17 protein-coding genes and 1 tRNA gene are annotated in these 15,358 nt (G+C 37.7%); 12 read left to right on the forward strand and 6 right to left on the reverse strand.

What is annotated here, in order from left to right:
* Positions 1-306: 306 nt before the first annotated feature.
* Positions 307-1,116: a transporter substrate-binding domain-containing protein gene (locus tag GQR39_RS09220; protein WP_121953760.1), complete on the forward strand. Its 810-nt coding sequence runs from the start codon at positions 307-309 to the stop codon at positions 1,114-1,116.
* 53 nt (positions 1,117-1,169) lie between these two features.
* On the opposite strand, the gene suhB is transcribed toward GQR39_RS09220, so the two are convergent.
* On the reverse strand, positions 1,170-1,973 hold the full coding sequence (gene suhB, locus GQR39_RS09225) for an inositol-1-monophosphatase (RefSeq protein WP_002957826.1): 804 nt from the start codon (positions 1,971-1,973) through the stop codon (positions 1,170-1,172).
* Between the two features lie 276 nt (positions 1,974-2,249).
* Between suhB and GQR39_RS09230 the strand changes: the two genes are divergently transcribed.
* Complete coding sequence (locus tag GQR39_RS09230) at positions 2,250-2,666, forward strand: VOC family protein (RefSeq protein WP_165735436.1); 417 nt, start codon at positions 2,250-2,252, stop codon at positions 2,664-2,666.
* Positions 2,667-2,710: 44 nt separating this feature from the next.
* On the opposite strand, the gene GQR39_RS09235 is transcribed toward GQR39_RS09230, so the two are convergent.
* Positions 2,711-3,373: a LiaF domain-containing protein gene (locus GQR39_RS09235; RefSeq protein ID WP_165735437.1), complete on the reverse strand. Its 663-nt coding sequence runs from the start codon at positions 3,371-3,373 to the stop codon at positions 2,711-2,713.
* Positions 3,374-3,701: 328 nt separating this feature from the next.
* Between GQR39_RS09235 and GQR39_RS09240 the strand changes: the two genes are divergently transcribed.
* From GQR39_RS09240 to GQR39_RS09255, 4 genes are all read left to right on the forward strand, one after another.
* Positions 3,702-4,268: a BON domain-containing protein gene (locus GQR39_RS09240; protein ID WP_165735438.1), complete on the forward strand. Its 567-nt coding sequence runs from the start codon at positions 3,702-3,704 to the stop codon at positions 4,266-4,268.
* Between the two features lie 72 nt (positions 4,269-4,340).
* The gene (locus GQR39_RS09245) at positions 4,341-4,499 is read left to right on the forward strand and encodes a YqaE/Pmp3 family membrane protein (protein ID WP_121953763.1); all 159 of its coding nucleotides are present in this window, start codon (positions 4,341-4,343) and stop codon (positions 4,497-4,499) included.
* 379 nt (positions 4,500-4,878) lie between these two features.
* Positions 4,879-5,385 carry a hypothetical protein gene (locus GQR39_RS09250; RefSeq protein WP_101162741.1) on the forward strand — a complete coding sequence of 169 codons (507 nt, stop codon included), beginning with the start codon at positions 4,879-4,881 and terminating at the stop codon, positions 5,383-5,385.
* 247 nt (positions 5,386-5,632) lie between these two features.
* Positions 5,633-5,709: transfer RNA gene (locus GQR39_RS09255), tRNA-Ile, on the forward strand.
* A gap of 319 nt (positions 5,710-6,028) precedes the next feature.
* Here the strand turns inward: GQR39_RS09255 and GQR39_RS09260 are convergent.
* On the reverse strand, positions 6,029-6,358 hold the full coding sequence (locus GQR39_RS09260) for a 5-carboxymethyl-2-hydroxymuconate Delta-isomerase (protein ID WP_024590599.1): 330 nt from the start codon (positions 6,356-6,358) through the stop codon (positions 6,029-6,031).
* 207 nt (positions 6,359-6,565) lie between these two features.
* On the opposite strand from GQR39_RS09260, the gene GQR39_RS09265 reads away from it, so the two are divergent.
* From GQR39_RS09265 to GQR39_RS09290, 6 genes are all read left to right on the forward strand, one after another.
* Entirely contained in the window at positions 6,566-7,051 is a 486-nt protein-coding gene (locus tag GQR39_RS09265; protein WP_165735439.1) for a CreA family protein, read from the forward strand.
* 35 nt (positions 7,052-7,086) lie between these two features.
* On the forward strand, positions 7,087-7,860 hold the full coding sequence (locus GQR39_RS09270) for a hypothetical protein (protein ID WP_165735440.1): 774 nt from the start codon (positions 7,087-7,089) through the stop codon (positions 7,858-7,860).
* 11 nt (positions 7,861-7,871) lie between these two features.
* Positions 7,872-8,510 carry a LysE family transporter gene (locus GQR39_RS09275; RefSeq protein ID WP_165735441.1) on the forward strand — a complete coding sequence of 213 codons (639 nt, stop codon included), beginning with the start codon at positions 7,872-7,874 and terminating at the stop codon, positions 8,508-8,510.
* Positions 8,511-8,536: 26 nt separating this feature from the next.
* Positions 8,537-9,031, forward strand: coding sequence for a gamma-glutamylcyclotransferase family protein (locus GQR39_RS09280; RefSeq protein WP_165735442.1), 495 nt, complete (start codon positions 8,537-8,539; stop codon positions 9,029-9,031).
* Between the two features lie 15 nt (positions 9,032-9,046).
* Positions 9,047-10,588, forward strand: a complete 1,542-nt coding sequence (locus GQR39_RS09285; protein ID WP_165735443.1) for a serine hydrolase — start codon at positions 9,047-9,049, stop codon at positions 10,586-10,588.
* A 107-nt stretch (positions 10,589-10,695) separates the two neighbouring features.
* Positions 10,696-11,613, forward strand: coding sequence for a histone deacetylase family protein (locus GQR39_RS09290; protein ID WP_165735444.1), 918 nt, complete (start codon positions 10,696-10,698; stop codon positions 11,611-11,613).
* A gap of 13 nt (positions 11,614-11,626) precedes the next feature.
* On the opposite strand, the gene GQR39_RS09295 is transcribed toward GQR39_RS09290, so the two are convergent.
* From GQR39_RS09295 to GQR39_RS09305, 3 genes are read right to left on the reverse strand one after another with little or no spacing between them, the layout of a single operon-like run.
* Positions 11,627-11,920: a hypothetical protein gene (locus GQR39_RS09295; RefSeq protein ID WP_010553373.1), complete on the reverse strand. Its 294-nt coding sequence runs from the start codon at positions 11,918-11,920 to the stop codon at positions 11,627-11,629.
* A 6-nt stretch (positions 11,921-11,926) separates the two neighbouring features.
* The gene (locus tag GQR39_RS09300; protein ID WP_165735445.1) at positions 11,927-12,736 is read right to left on the reverse strand and encodes a DUF2797 domain-containing protein; all 810 of its coding nucleotides are present in this window, start codon (positions 12,734-12,736) and stop codon (positions 11,927-11,929) included.
* 22 nt (positions 12,737-12,758) lie between these two features.
* Complete coding sequence (locus tag GQR39_RS09305; RefSeq protein WP_165735446.1) at positions 12,759-15,299, reverse strand: EAL domain-containing protein; 2,541 nt, start codon at positions 15,297-15,299, stop codon at positions 12,759-12,761.
* Positions 15,300-15,358: the final 59 nt, after the last annotated feature.

The raw sequence follows: 15,358 nt of genomic DNA on the forward strand, positions 1-15,358 counted from the left end.
CTTAACTGATCGGTGTTAGCTCATTGAGCGGTTTTTTATTGCCTGTAATATATTTATGCTCACGATTGTTTTAGCTTTACTGTGCAAGTATGAATAAACAGTGCTAACTTTGTAGAGCACGCCATGAGTGTAACGTCGTACTATGTATTTAAAATAAGTATTAATAGCGCGGTTATTAATAAGTACAGTTACATAATATCGTCATCTTATATTTAGGCGCTGGAAGCTATTTAGCTTAAATAACGCGATAATTTAAACTATCAATAATAACTGTTAAAACTACCGATAATAACTAAGGTGATAATTATGTTGCCATTAAAGTATTTGATTAACGTAGTAAGTTTGTTTGTATGCAGCGCTTTAGCGAGTGAGGTAAATATCGTAAATGTAGCCCAGGAGCAGCGTGTGCAATATGCTCGTGACGACTACCTTAACGAGCTATTAGAAAAAGCATTAGTGAGTGCACAATACCCTGCAGAGATTAACCCCGTTTTAATTCATCCCCATCAACAACGTACTTTAATAGCACTAGATACAAAAAATTTAGATTTATACTGGAGTATGAGCAGTCCCGAAAGAGAGTCTTTAGCTATTGCGATTAAAATCCCATTATTTAAAGGCTACATAGGTAAAAGGGCACTATTAACAAGTAAGAACAGCATTGCTAGATTTAAAGGTATTACTAGCTTAGGGCAGTTAGGTAAGCTTTCTGCGGTGCAAGGTCATGATTGGCCAGATACAAAAATAATGGCATTTAATGGCTTGCATATAAGACCGTTTGCAAATTATCAGGCTATGTTTGCCTTAACAAGTGCAGGGCGTATTGATTACTTCCCACGTTCATTTATCGAGGTTAATTCAGAGCTTCTAGCTAATAAAGAAAGCAACCTAGTGATAGTACCTAACTTATATATAAGTTACCCAACAGGATTTTATTATTTTGTATCAAATAGTAAGCCAGAGCTTGCAGTGGCAATTGAAAAAGGGCTTAAAATAATGCAAAAAAATGGTGAGTTTGATACGTTGTTTGATGAATACTTTGCGAAGGATTTAAATACATTACCTTACGAAAAAGGTAAAACAGTAGAACTCAAGCTAGATAATCCTTATTTTTAGACACAAAAAAAGGAGCCTGAGCTCCTTTTTAGCATGCTATTAATAGCATCAAATTAGCGAAGTAACGACTCAGTTAGTACTGGACGAATTTCACGAATAATTGCTTGAGTCAATTTTGGTGAACCACAGATAATATTGCCGCTGTGGTTATAGTTATTACCACCAGCGAAATCTACAACCATACCGCCCGCTTCTTTAACCATAAGTTCGCCTGCAGCAGAGTTCCAAGGTTTTAAACCAATTTCAAAAAATCCATCAACACGACCAGCTGCAACGTATGCCATATCTAAAGCAGAACAACCTGCGCGGCGAATGTCTGCAGTGTGTACAAACAATGCTTTAAACGCTTCAGTGTATGCGTCCATGTGGTTTTTGTTTTTGAAAGGGAAGCCAGTAGCAAGTACAGTGCCTGCAAGGACCGTCGTTTTGCTAACACGTAGACGTTTGCTGTTTAACTGAGTGCCTTGTCCGCGAGACGCAGTGAAAAGCTCGCCACGAATTGGATCATAAATAACAGCTTGGTCTAAACGACCTTTAACTTTAAGTGCGATAGAAACCGCGTAATGAGGGATACCTTTGATGAAGTTAGTTGTTCCATCGATAGGATCTACAATCCATTGGTAATCATCATCCTTGCCTTTATGCTCACCTAATTCCTCACCAACAATAGAGTGAGTAGGGTAAGACTGTAAAATAGTGTCACGAATTACGGCTTCGGCTTCTTTATCAATGTTAGTTACTAAGTCGTTAGCGCCTTTTTGTTGCACTTCAACTTTTGATAAATCTTCACTTGCGCGAAGTAAAATTTTGCCTGCGTTGCGCGCAGCGCGAACCGCAATGTTTAACATTGGATGCATGGTATTACCTTTGGGTTGTAAAAGAACGTTTATATATTTCAGCCGGCGTATTTTAGCGACTTTTGACATAAAGTAAACAATAAACCCCAAATACTTATGTTTGTTTTTTATACAAGATTGAAAAGTGTATATATTTTAAAAAAATAATAATGAGCAATTAATAAGTCATTATGTTCCTTTATGTGTTTATTAAATCGAATTAATTTTAAATAACGCTTTACCTAAAGTTAGCTTGAGGTTTTATCGTGCTCCTAACTTAATTGATAGGACAACATTATGCATTTAGAGCACGTAAACTTAGTCGCGAGTGATATAGATAGCATGCTTAAATTTTATCGCGCTGTATTTCCACATTGGTCGATTAGAAGTGAGGGCAGAGGCGATTGGCATGGAAAACCAAGACGCTGGGTACACTTTGGAGATGACACGCATTACATTGCGATAAGCGATCATGGTGAGGGTGAAAACAGAAACTTATCGGGCCATCAAATTGGTTTTGCACACTTTGCTTATGTAACTAATAATTTAAGCGCAGTAGTAATGCGCTTAAATAAAGTGGGTTTTACAGTAAGCAAGCAAGGTAGCGAGAATCCTTTCAGAAAGAATGTCTACTTTATTGATCCCGCCGGGTTTGAGGTGGAATTTGTAGAGTATTTAAGTGACATACCAAGCGAGCGAAATAACGATTTATAATAAAATACCAAGCAGCACGCTAAAGTGCTGCTACTCAATTATAGTTAGCGGCTATTATTACCCGTGCCAAACTGGGTTTTTAGCTCATTTGCAAAGCTCATAAATTTTTCTTTAATTGTGCGCTTTATTTTTACTTCAACCGATCCCATAACTGCCTTTCCTTCAATATGAATAGTAGGACCTTGGCGTTTGTTAAGCGACACAGATTTATTTTCAAGACTACTTAAAATACAAAACATTTTAGACACTACATTTACATGCTCTGGTACGTAAATCTCATCACTACCAAAAATACAGTTAACGTGAATAGTTACATTTTGATGCGCAAAAATGGCATCGGTAAAATCTAGCACCACCGATCCCATAAAGTTACTCAAATATATATTCTTTGGCACGACCCACTGACCGCTTCGCTCGTTAGAGCCTAAAATGCTGCGTAATGTAAAATCATCATCACTGTTTTGTTGTGCACTATAATGTGGTGTAAATTGCGATTGTTTTTCTGCTTTATATTGCTGATCAGTATTAAGTGTTAAATCTTCTACTAAGGCTAAAAGAGCGTCGTTATTAGGTGCATCCATCGCGTTATCTAAGCGTCTCTCAAATGCATCAACAGAAATAACCCCATGACTGTAATTATAAATTAATTGATCAATTACTTGTTCGCGTACTTGCTCTATTGGGCGGTCTTCGACTTTTACAGACATGGGGCATTCCTTATTATATTTACTATTAATACAGCTCTTGATGTTTATATGCAAAGCACGCACCAAATATAATAACCTTAATTATCAATGATTTAATTTTAAATGATGTTTTATGTTTTGTTATATTAACGATAGATTAACCAAAAATGCAATTATCTAGTTATTTTCACTATTTGAGAAAGTTTTACCGAGTAGCCTGTAAATAGTTACACAGCTATAGATAGTGCCTTATCCCAAAATTACATCAAGTTATTGAAATATATATATAAATAAAGTTGGCCTAAAGCTCGCATTAGTTAAAGTGTCTTTAATCAAAAGGAGAAAGATTATGAAAACATTTAACAAATCTATTATCGCAGCTCTAGTTCTTGGTACTACGGCTATGGGTGCCCAAGCAAACAGCTGGGAAAACGAAAGTAAAGATGCTTGGATTGATGGTAAGGCAGAAACAGTTCTACTTATGAACACTAATCTAAACAACTTTGACATTAACACTGATGTAAAAAATGGCAAGGTAGTACTTACAGGTAAAGTTAATAGCGAGCTTGATAAAGAGCTAGCAGAAGAACTTGTACTTAGCCTAGATGGCGTATCTGATGTTGAAAACAGCCTTACCGTTGTTAAAAGCATGGACACAAAAGATAGAAGCAAAGACATGATGGACGATGATGATAACGACTTAACGGACGCTAAAATCACCACTGTAATCACAACTCGCTTCCTGTTTGATTCAGAAGTTGGTGGTACAGACATCGATGTTGATACCGACAACGGTATAGTAACTCTGAATGGCTCAGTAGAGTCTGAAGCTGAAAAGCAGCTAGCAGTTAAAATTGCTAAAAATGCTGAAGATGTTCGTGACGTAGTTGATAAACTATCTATTACTGCTGAATAACACAGTATAGTTAAGGCCCACTAACACTGGGCTTTACGCCTTTTTAATGCTTAATTTAAATGGAGTTTAATCATGGATATTATTCGTATAATACTTTCAGTTTTATTGCCGCCATTAGGTGTATTTTTGCAAGTTGGCTTAGGTATGCATTTTTGGTTAAATATTGTATTAACACTGTTAGGTTATTTCCCAGGGTTAATACATGCAATCTACATTATTGCGAAAAAATAATGACAGATTATATATTGTGTAAGCCGACTACTGAGGTTTAGCTAAATAAAAACTTCAGTACTGATCGGCTCACAATATCAGTTTTTAAAGTAAATATTTTTTATCAAAATCTAATTTTTAATTGACTCAAACTAAGTGATTTATTTCTTGTAACTCACTCCCAACATTCCCTCAGCCACACCTATCGTTTACTTCAATTAAGCTTTCTAACTAACAGCAGTGTTCTGATTCTGTATTGATGCCATTTAGGAAGTCTTTAACATTAGTTTGTTTATATATCTACAATACGCGATTAATTACTCTATTATTAAGTGGCAATATTACCATCACTTCTAGTGTTATCATTAAACCAAGTTTTTACGCATATTGAGGTAGCTAATTGAATATTCGACTTATACTGTCAGGCGTTGTGTCATTCGTTTTTTATTTTAGTTGGGCCTACTGGGCAAATAGTTCGGCAGATATTGCTAAATCTGTCACGTTTCAAGCTGCATTAGTACAAGGTTTGTATAGTGGATTTGTAACGCTGTTTTTTACTTTTATTTTAGAAAAGGTCGTCAACAAGTATAAGTCTAGTTATGTAACGCTTGCGTTTGTAACTCCAATTATTTGTATGTTTCATTCTAAAACACCACAAAACGTAGCAATACGACAAAGCTTCAATAATGCAATTAACTCTAGCGCCTCGTATTTAGGTAACAAAAAAATAGCAGGTGTACTTTTTGCGCCTATTATTCCGATTACTGTTCAATCGAGCTTAGTGATTATGGTGAATGTAATTAATCAGACACCTAATTTGGCACTTACAGTAGCCCCAAGCATATTTTTTACAGCCTTGTATGCCTACACATATATGTTAGCTTTACTTAAAAAAGTAGAGCGTTAAATATAAAAGACTACATGTGGGGGGAAGGTTTTTATAATTTAATGCAGAAAATATCATGGGAAATATCTTACATTTTATGCTTATACCCACCTAAAAGATTACTATTTAAGCAGTTAGCTTACTGATTGTTAAAATAAAGGTGTTTGGTAGTGACAAGCACCTAAAAAGTTTTTATACTGCAACCCGCTTTAGTCGCTCTGTGACTGAACGCTTCAAAAATTAACTGCCTAGCAGTTATATAAAAGTTGGCCCCTTAGCTCAGTTGGTTAGAGCACACGACTCATAATCGTTAGGTCCCCAGTTCGAGTCTGGGAGGGGCCACCACTTTTACAAACTTTCCAAAAATACCTACTCAAATTATTTAAAGCTACATAAATTTAATATCGTGTAATTTATTACTCTTTTTTTACCCCTAATAATAAATATAATTTAAATAAAGATAATCCATAGATTAAGCTAGGCTTTCTTAAATTTGAAAGAGTGCGAATGCACTATTAAGTTCCAGCGTTAGATCGGACGCCATTCATGCTCTGTTTTGTAAATGACAATGAGCTGCATCTGATTTCAGGATACAAAAAAAGCCCCTGTTGGGGCTTTTTACTTATTAGCTATTACTTTTATTGCTCAAAACTACAAGAGTTAACTAATTTTTACGGTATATTTCATGCTCAATATCGTAAATATTTACACTTAGGCTGTCTGATGCTCTGCAATATGTTTTTAAGCACGAAAGTAGCAGTTCGCTTAGCATTTGCTTTTGTTCAATTGAGCGCCCAGCCAATATATGTACCGCAATATGTATAAACCCTGATTTTCCTGCGCCTAGTTGATATTGCTGATAAGCAATAGCGCGCGTTTTTATGGTTTCTAACTCAAATAAATCGCTTTCAAAGGCGGTATTGTGAATTTTTTCTACGAGAACTTGTGGTAATACAGGGAGGTCTTCTGAGTGTTCAATAATAATGTGCGGCATTTAGGCGTTTCCTATTATGAGTTACTGCATGAGCGAGAGTTAATTGTATCAAATACAACAGGGTTCGCTAAACCCTGAGCTATCTAAAATCTTTACTTTAAACTAATTTAGTCGTATTTATTTTTGATGTTAGTATAAAAACATACAGGTGAACCTTCGCTTAGTAACGTAGGTGCTAAGTTACTTATATATTAATTAAGGATAAGTATGAAATTACCACAAAAATTTAAACGTTTAGTTTTACTTGCAGGTGCTGTTGTTACATTAAGTGCTTGCTCTGATGATGTTGCGTCGGTAAGTCTTGGGTTATTTACAACTAAAGATGTTGTAGTTAATTCGCAGCAAGATCCAATCCTCAAAGGCGTTACTTGTCATATTAGTCATATAGAGGCTAATTTGGACTTTTCTGACCCGTCAGATATGTCTATAGCGTGTCGTCAAACAGGGCCTATTACAGCGCAGCAACTACAAAAAATAGACCGCAGTAAATCAGGTGAGGTGATATTTAAATCATCTAAAAGTATATTATTTAAATCACTAAAAGTGCGCCGTATTTACGATGCTGAAAACCGTACCTTATTGTATTTATCGTATTCAACTAAAGAATCCAGTGGTAGCCACCACCATGCACTATCAACAGTGCCGCTATACAATACTCAAGCGTGGGATTGGGCGCTTACACAAAAAAACTAAACTGGTACCTAAACTAAAATCTAAAAGAGCACACTATGTTAGCTTTATTTAAATCAAAGCCATTATTAGAGCAGCAAGAGCAGCAATGGCTTATTGATACATTTATTTGGGCTGTAGAAAATTTTGATGCTGAGTTTTTTACAAAGCACACTCAAATAATACTGCCAACGGCCTCGTTTTTCCCCGATTCGGTATCGAGCATTGAGGAAATGGCGAGTAATGTTTTTACCCGCGTTACTAATTACGCGGGTATGAATGCATGGCCTATTCAATTAGTTGCACCTCAGCAGTTACAACCACAAGTTTTTCCGCACTTTGAATTTAGTGATGAAATACGTGGCGAAGGCAGCCACCTAATTGTGCCGCCAAGCCATAAGGTCAGTATCTCTTTTAACCCTAATCAGATTAATCAGCCACAAGATTTAGTGGCAAGTTATGCGGGTACTCTGGCCACCATACTTATTCATCACGTTGGGGTGCTACCGCCAGGCGGTAGGGAGTATTTACCACAAGCTGCCGATGCACTTGCTTGTTTTTTAGGATTTGGTGTGATGATGAGCAACACGGTGTATCAGTTTAAAGGCGGTTGTGGCTCTTGTTATAATCCATACGCTAACCGTGAAGCTAAGTTAAGTGAAACACATACGGTATTTATGCATGCCCTGATTAGTTACTTTAAAAACGATAAAGTGTCTAAAAAACATTTAAAGCCGCATTTACGTGGTCAGTTCAAAAAAGCACAAAAAGAAATTAAAGCATTGGTAAATAACTCGGCTAACCCGCTGTTATTAGCTTATTCGCCAAACTAGCAAGGATCTGCGTGGAATACTTAGATGAATTTTTACTGATTGTTATTGCTCATTTTTTTGCAGTAGCAAGCCCAGGGCCTGACTTTGCCGTAGTACTTAAGCAAAGTGTGCAACAAGGAAGGCGCAATGCATTGTGGACAAGCGCCGGTGTTGGCGCTGCTATTTTACTGCACGTTGCCTATTGCGTTTTAGGTGTTGCGCTTATTTTAACGCAATCGCCTAGTTTATTTATGGCGCTTAAGTATCTTGCCGGTGCATATTTAGCTTATTTAGGCGTACAAGCACTCAGAGCTGCAAAACCTACAGCAAGTAATGAAGGCGAGGCTGCAAAAGATGTTGAAAACAAAACCGTCCAAGAAGAATCCGTTTGGCTTGCTTTTAGGCGCGGCTTTTTCACAAATGCATTAAACCCAAAAGCCACGTTATTTTTTATGTCGTTATTTACACTCGTGATTAGCCCAACAACACCGACTAGCGTACAGATCGGTTACGGTGTGTACATGGCACTGGCTACTTGGGCGTGGTTTTCAATGCTTTCAATAATACTTTCTAGAAATAATGTAAGGGGTTTTTTCCAACAACGCGGTTATTGGTTTGACCGTGGAATTGGCGTTATTTTAATTGCCCTTGCAGTACGTGTTGTTATTTAACTTATTTAAAAAGTACAGGAGATAAAATGCCGTTATATAATTTTTCGTTTGGCTCTAATATGTCATCTAATCGTTTGTTAGCGCGCTTACCTAATGTAAAGCGTGTAGGAACAGCGGTACTTAAAGGTTACGAGCTAACTTTTGATATGCTATTTAAAGATGGCTCTGGCAAATGCAGTATTTGCCCAAGCGATAAAGAAGGCGCGCTGGTTTACGGCGTTATTTATGAGCTTAATGAAGATGAAAAAGTTATTTTAGATAGTATTGAGGGCGTAGGTTACGACTGCGTAGATATAGCCCCAACGCTTCTAACGGGTGAGACTGTAACTGCACATTGTTATATAGCTAATACCCATGACAGCGATGTACTCCCATACGATTGGTACATAAAACACGTTCATCGCGGATCACTTGAAGCGGGCGTACCAAAAGAATACAGTGATGCGATATTAAATCGCGCACAAAAAAGCGATACCAATCAAGAGCGCGCAGCAATTGAATTTGCAGTTCATCAAAAATAATAAAATAGGATTGATATGAAATTAACCAAACTTGCCGCAATCGCACTATTAGCAGGCACTACGTTTAGCAGCTGGGCACAAGTTGATACCAACAAAATTGACGAGGTAATTAAAGCGTCAATGGCACGTTTTGACGTACCCGGTATGGCAGTTGCGATTGTTGAAAACGATAAAGTGATATTTGCTAAAGGCTTTGGTGTAACTAATCTCGATACCAACAAAAAAGTAAACAAAGACACTTTATTTGGTATTGCTTCAAACACAAAAGCATTCACTACTGCGGCACTGGCAAAGTTGGTTGATGAAGGTAAATTAAGCTGGGATGACCGCGTAATTGATCATTTACCAGAGTTTAGATTATACGACTCATACGTAACACGCGAAATGCGTATTCGTGATTTATTAAGTCACCGCAGTGGGCTAGGGCTTGGGCAGGGCGATTTAATGATTTGGCCAAGTACCGATAAGTCAGTTGATGAAATTTTAGCGGGATTACAGTATTTAAAACCAGCGAGCAGTTTTCGTAGTAAGTATGCTTATAACAACTTGATGTTTGTTACCGCTGGTGAGGTGGTTGCACGTGTGTCGGGTATCAGCTGGAACGATTACATCGAAAAAAATATATTACAGCCGCTGCACATGGATAACTCACGCGCGGGATTTTCACGTATTCCAAAAAGTAATAAAAACTGGGCGACAGGTCATATTCCTATGGATGGCACGCTTCATCCATTTTTTGTGAATTACCTAGAAGATTTTAGAGGCGCAGGTGCCATTGCTTCAAGTGTAAGCGACATGAGCCAATGGCTTCGTACGCAATTAGCGGGCGGTAAAATGCCAAGTGGCGAGCAACTATTTAGCGAAAAGCAACAAGCGCAAATGTGGCACCCACATATTACGTCTATGGCGTCTAAAAGAGCGTTTGAATCGTATCATCAGCAGTTTAGGGGTTATGGGTTAGGTTGGAGTATTGAAGACTACCACGGCTTTAAAAAGCTAGGTCATGGCGGTGGTATTTTAGGAATGGTATCGCAAGTTACTTTATTGCCTGAGAAAAAACTTGGTATTGTTATTTTATCTAATCAACAAGCTTTTGGTGCACTTTCGGCAGTAACCCACGAAGTACTTGAAGATGCACTTGAGCTTGAAGATAAAGACTGGGTAGAGGATTTAGCTAAAAGTCATTTTGAAGGTAAACAACACGCGTACGCTAATGCAAAACCAGAAGCCCCCGCTGACTACCAACCACAATTACCAAACATTAATTACACCGGTACATTACATGATGATTGGTATGGCGATGTAATTATTGAGCAGCTTGATAGTAAATTGCATATTGATTTTACGCATACTAAGCGCTTAAAAGGCACACTTGAGCATTACACTGGTAATACATTTATAGTTAAGTGGGATGAAAAGCTACTTGAAGCGGATGCGTTTATTCGTTTTGAAATGAGCTCACAAAACCGTGTAAACAGCGCTAAAATGCGTGCAGTATCAACACAAGTTACCGACTTTAGCTTTGATTTTAGAAACCTGCATTTAAAAGCAAAATAGCTAATAACATTGTTATTTAAAGTATCAATATAAACCAAAGTCGCAAAGCCACCATTAGGTGGCTTTGTTATATTAAACACTCAATTTACTTTGGCTAGGAGCATTTTATGCGTACTGCAGTTATTTCACACCCTCATTGCCGTAAACATAAAATGATAGACGACCATCCAGAATGCCCAGAGCGCTTAGATGCAATTACCGACAGATTATTAGCCAGCGGTGTAGATGTTGGCTTAACACACCTGCAAGCACCTAAGGCCGAGCGTGAGCATTATTTACTTGCTCACGATGAGGCTTTAGTTAAACACGTAGAAACTACACTACCAACCGAAGGACTCGCTAATTTAGATGGCGATACGTGGTTGTGCCCCGATTCGTTTAAAGCGATTGAGCGGGCAGTAGGTGCTGGGTTATTAGCTGTTGATGAAATACTTGCCGATAAACTCGATGCTGCTTTTTGCTCAGTACGCCCGCCAGGGCATCATGCTAATAAAGATTCATCATCTGGGTTTTGTGTGTTTAATAACTTAGCTATTGCCGTTAAGTACGCACAAAGCAAAGGGATTAAGCGGATTGCGATTGCTGACTTTGATGTACACCATGGGAATGGCACACAAGACATTTTTATTGATGACGAAAACGTACTGCTTTGTTCGTTATTCCAGTATCCGTTTTACCCAAATACAGCGGTTAAAAATAATAGTCATATAGTTAATTCACCTCTGCCAATTGCCAGTAATGGCGACGACCTAAAAGAGGTGTTTACTGGGCAATGGTTACCAAAATTAAAAGCGTTTAAGCCTGAATTACTTTTTATAAGCGCAGGGTTTGATGCACATCTAGAAGATGATATGGCGAGCTTAAAGTTTGTAGAGGATGACTACATTTGGCTTACCGAGCAACTATGTGGTGTTGCTAAAAAGGGCGGCTGCAAAGGTGTTATTTCGTATTTAGAGGGGGGATATGCGCTATCAGCTTTAGGTCGCAGTGCTGTAGCGCATATAAAAGTGCTTACTGAGGTTTAAATAAAGAGAGTGTTTATAGCCCTAATAAATCAAACGCCTGCGCTGTGCTTAGGGTTTTGATTTTACCAAGGCAGCATTGTCCTTCATTTAATAAGTAAGCTGTAACAAGCTGTGCTAGTTGCTCGCCATTCAATTCAGGGCAAGCAGTGCCTTGTAAATTAAGGTAGTCACCTTGCTTATTAAGTACTCGCACATCGCTTAGTTCACTTTGCATAACGCTGTGTAAGCACTCTTGTTGCTCTTGTTGGTTATGGGCTATTTCAAGCTCATTATAAATAACCAATAACTGTGGGTAGCTGTTTAACATAGCTCGTTAGCCTACGGTTACTTCATAAGACGTAAATTTACGAATATTAATAACGCCTTTTTCAAAAATTAAGTATTGGCCTTTAATACCTTGTAAAACACCACTTACAACAGGGTCTTTGTCAAAGTTAAATGAGCTGATTTTTGTTGGGTATTCGGTTACTGGAAAATCTAAATCAACCACATCTTCATCTAATTGCTCTATTGCTGTTGCGCCAAATAATTCACTGAGCTCGTTTAGCTTTTCACTAATTTGTGGGATCAGTTCGGCTGCAGCTACTTTTAAGTCAATTGCTTCGTTTTGACCTTTTAGCATATTGCGCCAATTCGTTTTATCAGCAATAAATTCAGCCAATGCAACTTCCACTAAACCTGACTGCAGGCGAGTTTGCACTTTAAAAATAGGCAATGCCTGAGTCGCGCCTTGATCAACCCAACGAGTCGGTATTTGTGTGTGGCGGGTAATACCTACTTTTAACCCAGAGGTGTTAGCGAGATATACATAGTGTGGGATCATGCAGTTTGCTTCGCCCCATTCTGGCTCTCGGCAAGTACCTTGGTCATAGTGGCAGGTTTCTGGTTTCATAATACACATATCGCAACTAGCAAGCTTGCGCATACATACAAAGCAGTGACCTTGAGAATAGCTTTTTTTGGTTTTTTTACCGCAGTTAGAACATAAAATAGTGCCACTAAAGGTAAGCGTAAGCTCCTTACCTATGAATGCATTTAAGTCTACTAAGTGCTCACCTACAGGTAAGTGATATTGTACTGGTTCGGTTAAGCTCGATTTTAGTTTACGCAGTGTGCCTTGCATCTTTACTTGGCCCCTAAAGATGTTAAAAAGAGGAGTCTAACATTTTTAAGCTATATTGGCTTTTTAAGAAGTGTAAATAGTCGGTGTAAGGCAGTGCTTTTGCATATAAATAACCTTGGGCGTAGTCAGCGTTCATATCTTTGAGTAAGTGATGAATTTCTTGGGTTTCTACCCCCTCAATTGTTATTGATAAATTAAGGTTATGCGCCATATCAATGGCTGTTTGTACAATAACTTGGTGAGTTGGATTATTAGGTAAATCAAAAACAAATGACTTATCTATTTTAAGTTCACTAAAGTGATAATTAACTAAGTAGCTAAGTGACGCGTAGCCGGTTCCAAAGTCATCCAGTACCACTTTAATGCCTAATGCTGTCAACTCATCAACTAGCTTTATAAGCGCATCTTGGCTATCTACGAATGCGGATTCGGTAAGTTCAAATTTAAGTAACTGTGCCGGCACTTGGTATTTAATTAAAATGTTTTCTACTTTTTCGGCTAAGTTATTTATAGTTAGATTTTTAGCACTTAAATTTACACTAATTGTGTGCTCGTTATAACCATTTTTTATAAGCTTGACTATGTCTTTACAGGCTTGCTCTATTACCCACAGTGTTAGCTCGTTAATAATACCTGTGTGCTCAGCAAGTATTATTAATTCTTCAATTGATAAGCTGCTGTAAGTTGGATCGGGCCAACGTAATAAAGCTTCTGCGCCACTTACTTGGTTACTGAATAAATTAATTTGAGGTTGATAGTAAAGCGCTAATTGATTGGTTTGGATGGCTTTTTGCAACTTAGCAGCTAAAGCAACATCCATCATCAGGTTATTTGTGTTTGACGATGACCCAACTTGATTAGCGCTACTTTTTGCTTTTTTAAGCGCTAAATAACCACGTTTTAACCAATATTCAAAATCGTTACTTTTACCTGCACTACTAATACCTATGCTGTAGCTAAGCTGCAGGTTTAGTCCTTTAATTTCATATTGTTTTGGCAGGCTACTAATTATTTTTGTTAATAATGTTTCTAGCATTTCTTGGTTTTGTGTTTTAGTAGAAATACAGGCAAATACGCCACTACTCAAATCGGCTAAGCGTGGGCTGGTGTTTAAATCTGTTTCGAGGTTTGTAAATTCGCGTTCATGGCTTAGTTCTAATTCAAGCTCTTTGGCTACATGCTTTATGAGTGTGTAGCCCTGAGAAGAGGTAATAATAGTATTGAGCGAATTAAAGTGACGTATTTTTATTAGGCATAAAGTTGTTGAGCGGTTTTGACTTTGTAGTGCCATAAATGCTTGTTTTAGCTTAGAGCTATTAAGTAACCTTGTTTGTTGTGTGTGCGTGGCATGGTAAAGCGCACGCTCTCGCTGATACCTTACTCGGTCTGCTAATGCCATTGCCATTAAAATAACTTCACACAGAATCGCAACTAGAAAGGCATGGCGAGTTGTAAAGGTATACGGTAAAACTCCAGTAAGTTCCATAGGTTGAATTACCGCACCAATTATTAGTGGTATCCATGAAAAAACATAAAACTTAGCCCACCTAAAACCACTACGTAACTTGTTATATATTAAAATAATACAGGTAATATAAAGTAGTGCCATCACACCAAAAAATATAGGAGCCGCTATGTTCTCGGGAATAAACAAGCTACATACTGCAAGAATAAACATAAGCCAAAGTAGGGCGATGCTCATTTTGTAGCGCCAGCATTTATCCTTATGGTAGCGCAAAAACATGATGCAAAAAGAAAGGGTGAAAAAAGCGACACCATAATTACTAAATACGACTTGTTCGTTTATAAGGAGCTGCCAGTGATTAGGCCATATATAAAAACCAAAACCTAATACAGCCCCCATTAGCGTAATAGCGCTGACGATGTAGCCAATATAAATTAAATAAACACGGTCTTTTATGCCAAAATAAAGCACCAAGTTATAAAGCGCAGCCATCAATAGCACGCCTACAAAAATACCCCAGATCCCAGTTTGAGAGCGCACTAAGTCAATAAACTCTTTATCACGGTATAAGTTTACAGGTGTTTTACTTATGCCGATTGTGTCTATTTTCATTACTAGGCGCTGTGACGACTTTCTTTCTACTAAAAAACGAATATGCGGTACGCTGTATTCAAACAAAGAGGGGGCTTCTTCTTTATCGCCGAGTTTGTATGTTTCAATTAGTTTGTTGTTTTTATCGAGGCGGTAAACCGTAAGGTGATCGACCATAGGGTTGTCAAAATGTGCCACAACATTTTGCTTGTTAAGGCTTTTATTTTCTAAATCAAGAAACAACCAATAGTTTTGCTGGCTAAAACTCCATGGAACATCTGAAAATGGTTGATGAGTAAGTAATTCAGGTTGGTTAATGATGGTATCGAATGTTTTAGTTTTAGTTTCGTCAATGTAGTAGGCGTAATCGAGGTACATTGGAGCCGTTTTATCAATTGTATATCGTGTAGGCACGACAAGGTTTGATGCCAATGTACTGATTATAAAAAATATAAAGATCAGTATGGCAACAGCAATTGCATGATAACGTAAAGTTCTTAGTTCCAACGTTTGTGTACTTTCAAAAAACCTTTTAATTAGTGTAGCACTAAAAAAGCGCAGGGAAA

Origin of the sequence: Pseudoalteromonas sp. C8 (assembly GCF_011378685.1) — a bacterium.
Lineage (GTDB): Bacteria > Pseudomonadota > Gammaproteobacteria > Enterobacterales > Alteromonadaceae > Pseudoalteromonas > Pseudoalteromonas arctica.

Excerpts from the sequence above, each read along its gene's own strand:
- GQR39_RS09260 (WP_024590599.1), bottom strand. The coding sequence starts at position 6,358 with ATGCCGCACATTATTATTGAACACTCAGAAGACCTCCCTGTATTACCA.
- GQR39_RS09230 (WP_165735436.1), top strand. The coding sequence starts at position 2,250 with ATGCATTTAGAGCACGTAAACTTAGTCGCGAGTGATATAGATAGCATG.
- GQR39_RS09240 (WP_165735438.1), top strand. The coding sequence starts at position 3,702 with ATGAAAACATTTAACAAATCTATTATCGCAGCTCTAGTTCTTGGTACT.
- GQR39_RS09220 (WP_121953760.1), top strand. The coding sequence starts at position 307 with ATGTTGCCATTAAAGTATTTGATTAACGTAGTAAGTTTGTTTGTATGC.
- GQR39_RS09285 (WP_165735443.1), top strand. The coding sequence starts at position 9,047 with ATGAAATTAACCAAACTTGCCGCAATCGCACTATTAGCAGGCACTACG.
- GQR39_RS09290 (WP_165735444.1), top strand. The coding sequence starts at position 10,696 with ATGCGTACTGCAGTTATTTCACACCCTCATTGCCGTAAACATAAAATG.
- GQR39_RS09300 (WP_165735445.1), bottom strand. The coding sequence starts at position 12,736 with ATGCAAGGCACACTGCGTAAACTAAAATCGAGCTTAACCGAACCAGTA.
- GQR39_RS09235 (WP_165735437.1), bottom strand. The coding sequence starts at position 3,373 with ATGTCTGTAAAAGTCGAAGACCGCCCAATAGAGCAAGTACGCGAACAA.
- GQR39_RS09245 (WP_121953763.1), top strand. The coding sequence starts at position 4,341 with ATGGATATTATTCGTATAATACTTTCAGTTTTATTGCCGCCATTAGGT.
- GQR39_RS09295 (WP_010553373.1), bottom strand. The coding sequence starts at position 11,920 with ATGTTAAACAGCTACCCACAGTTATTGGTTATTTATAATGAGCTTGAA.
- suhB (WP_002957826.1), bottom strand. The coding sequence starts at position 1,973 with ATGCATCCAATGTTAAACATTGCGGTTCGCGCTGCGCGCAACGCAGGC.
- GQR39_RS09280 (WP_165735442.1), top strand. The coding sequence starts at position 8,537 with ATGCCGTTATATAATTTTTCGTTTGGCTCTAATATGTCATCTAATCGT.
- GQR39_RS09265 (WP_165735439.1), top strand. The coding sequence starts at position 6,566 with ATGAAATTACCACAAAAATTTAAACGTTTAGTTTTACTTGCAGGTGCT.
- GQR39_RS09270 (WP_165735440.1), top strand. The coding sequence starts at position 7,087 with ATGTTAGCTTTATTTAAATCAAAGCCATTATTAGAGCAGCAAGAGCAG.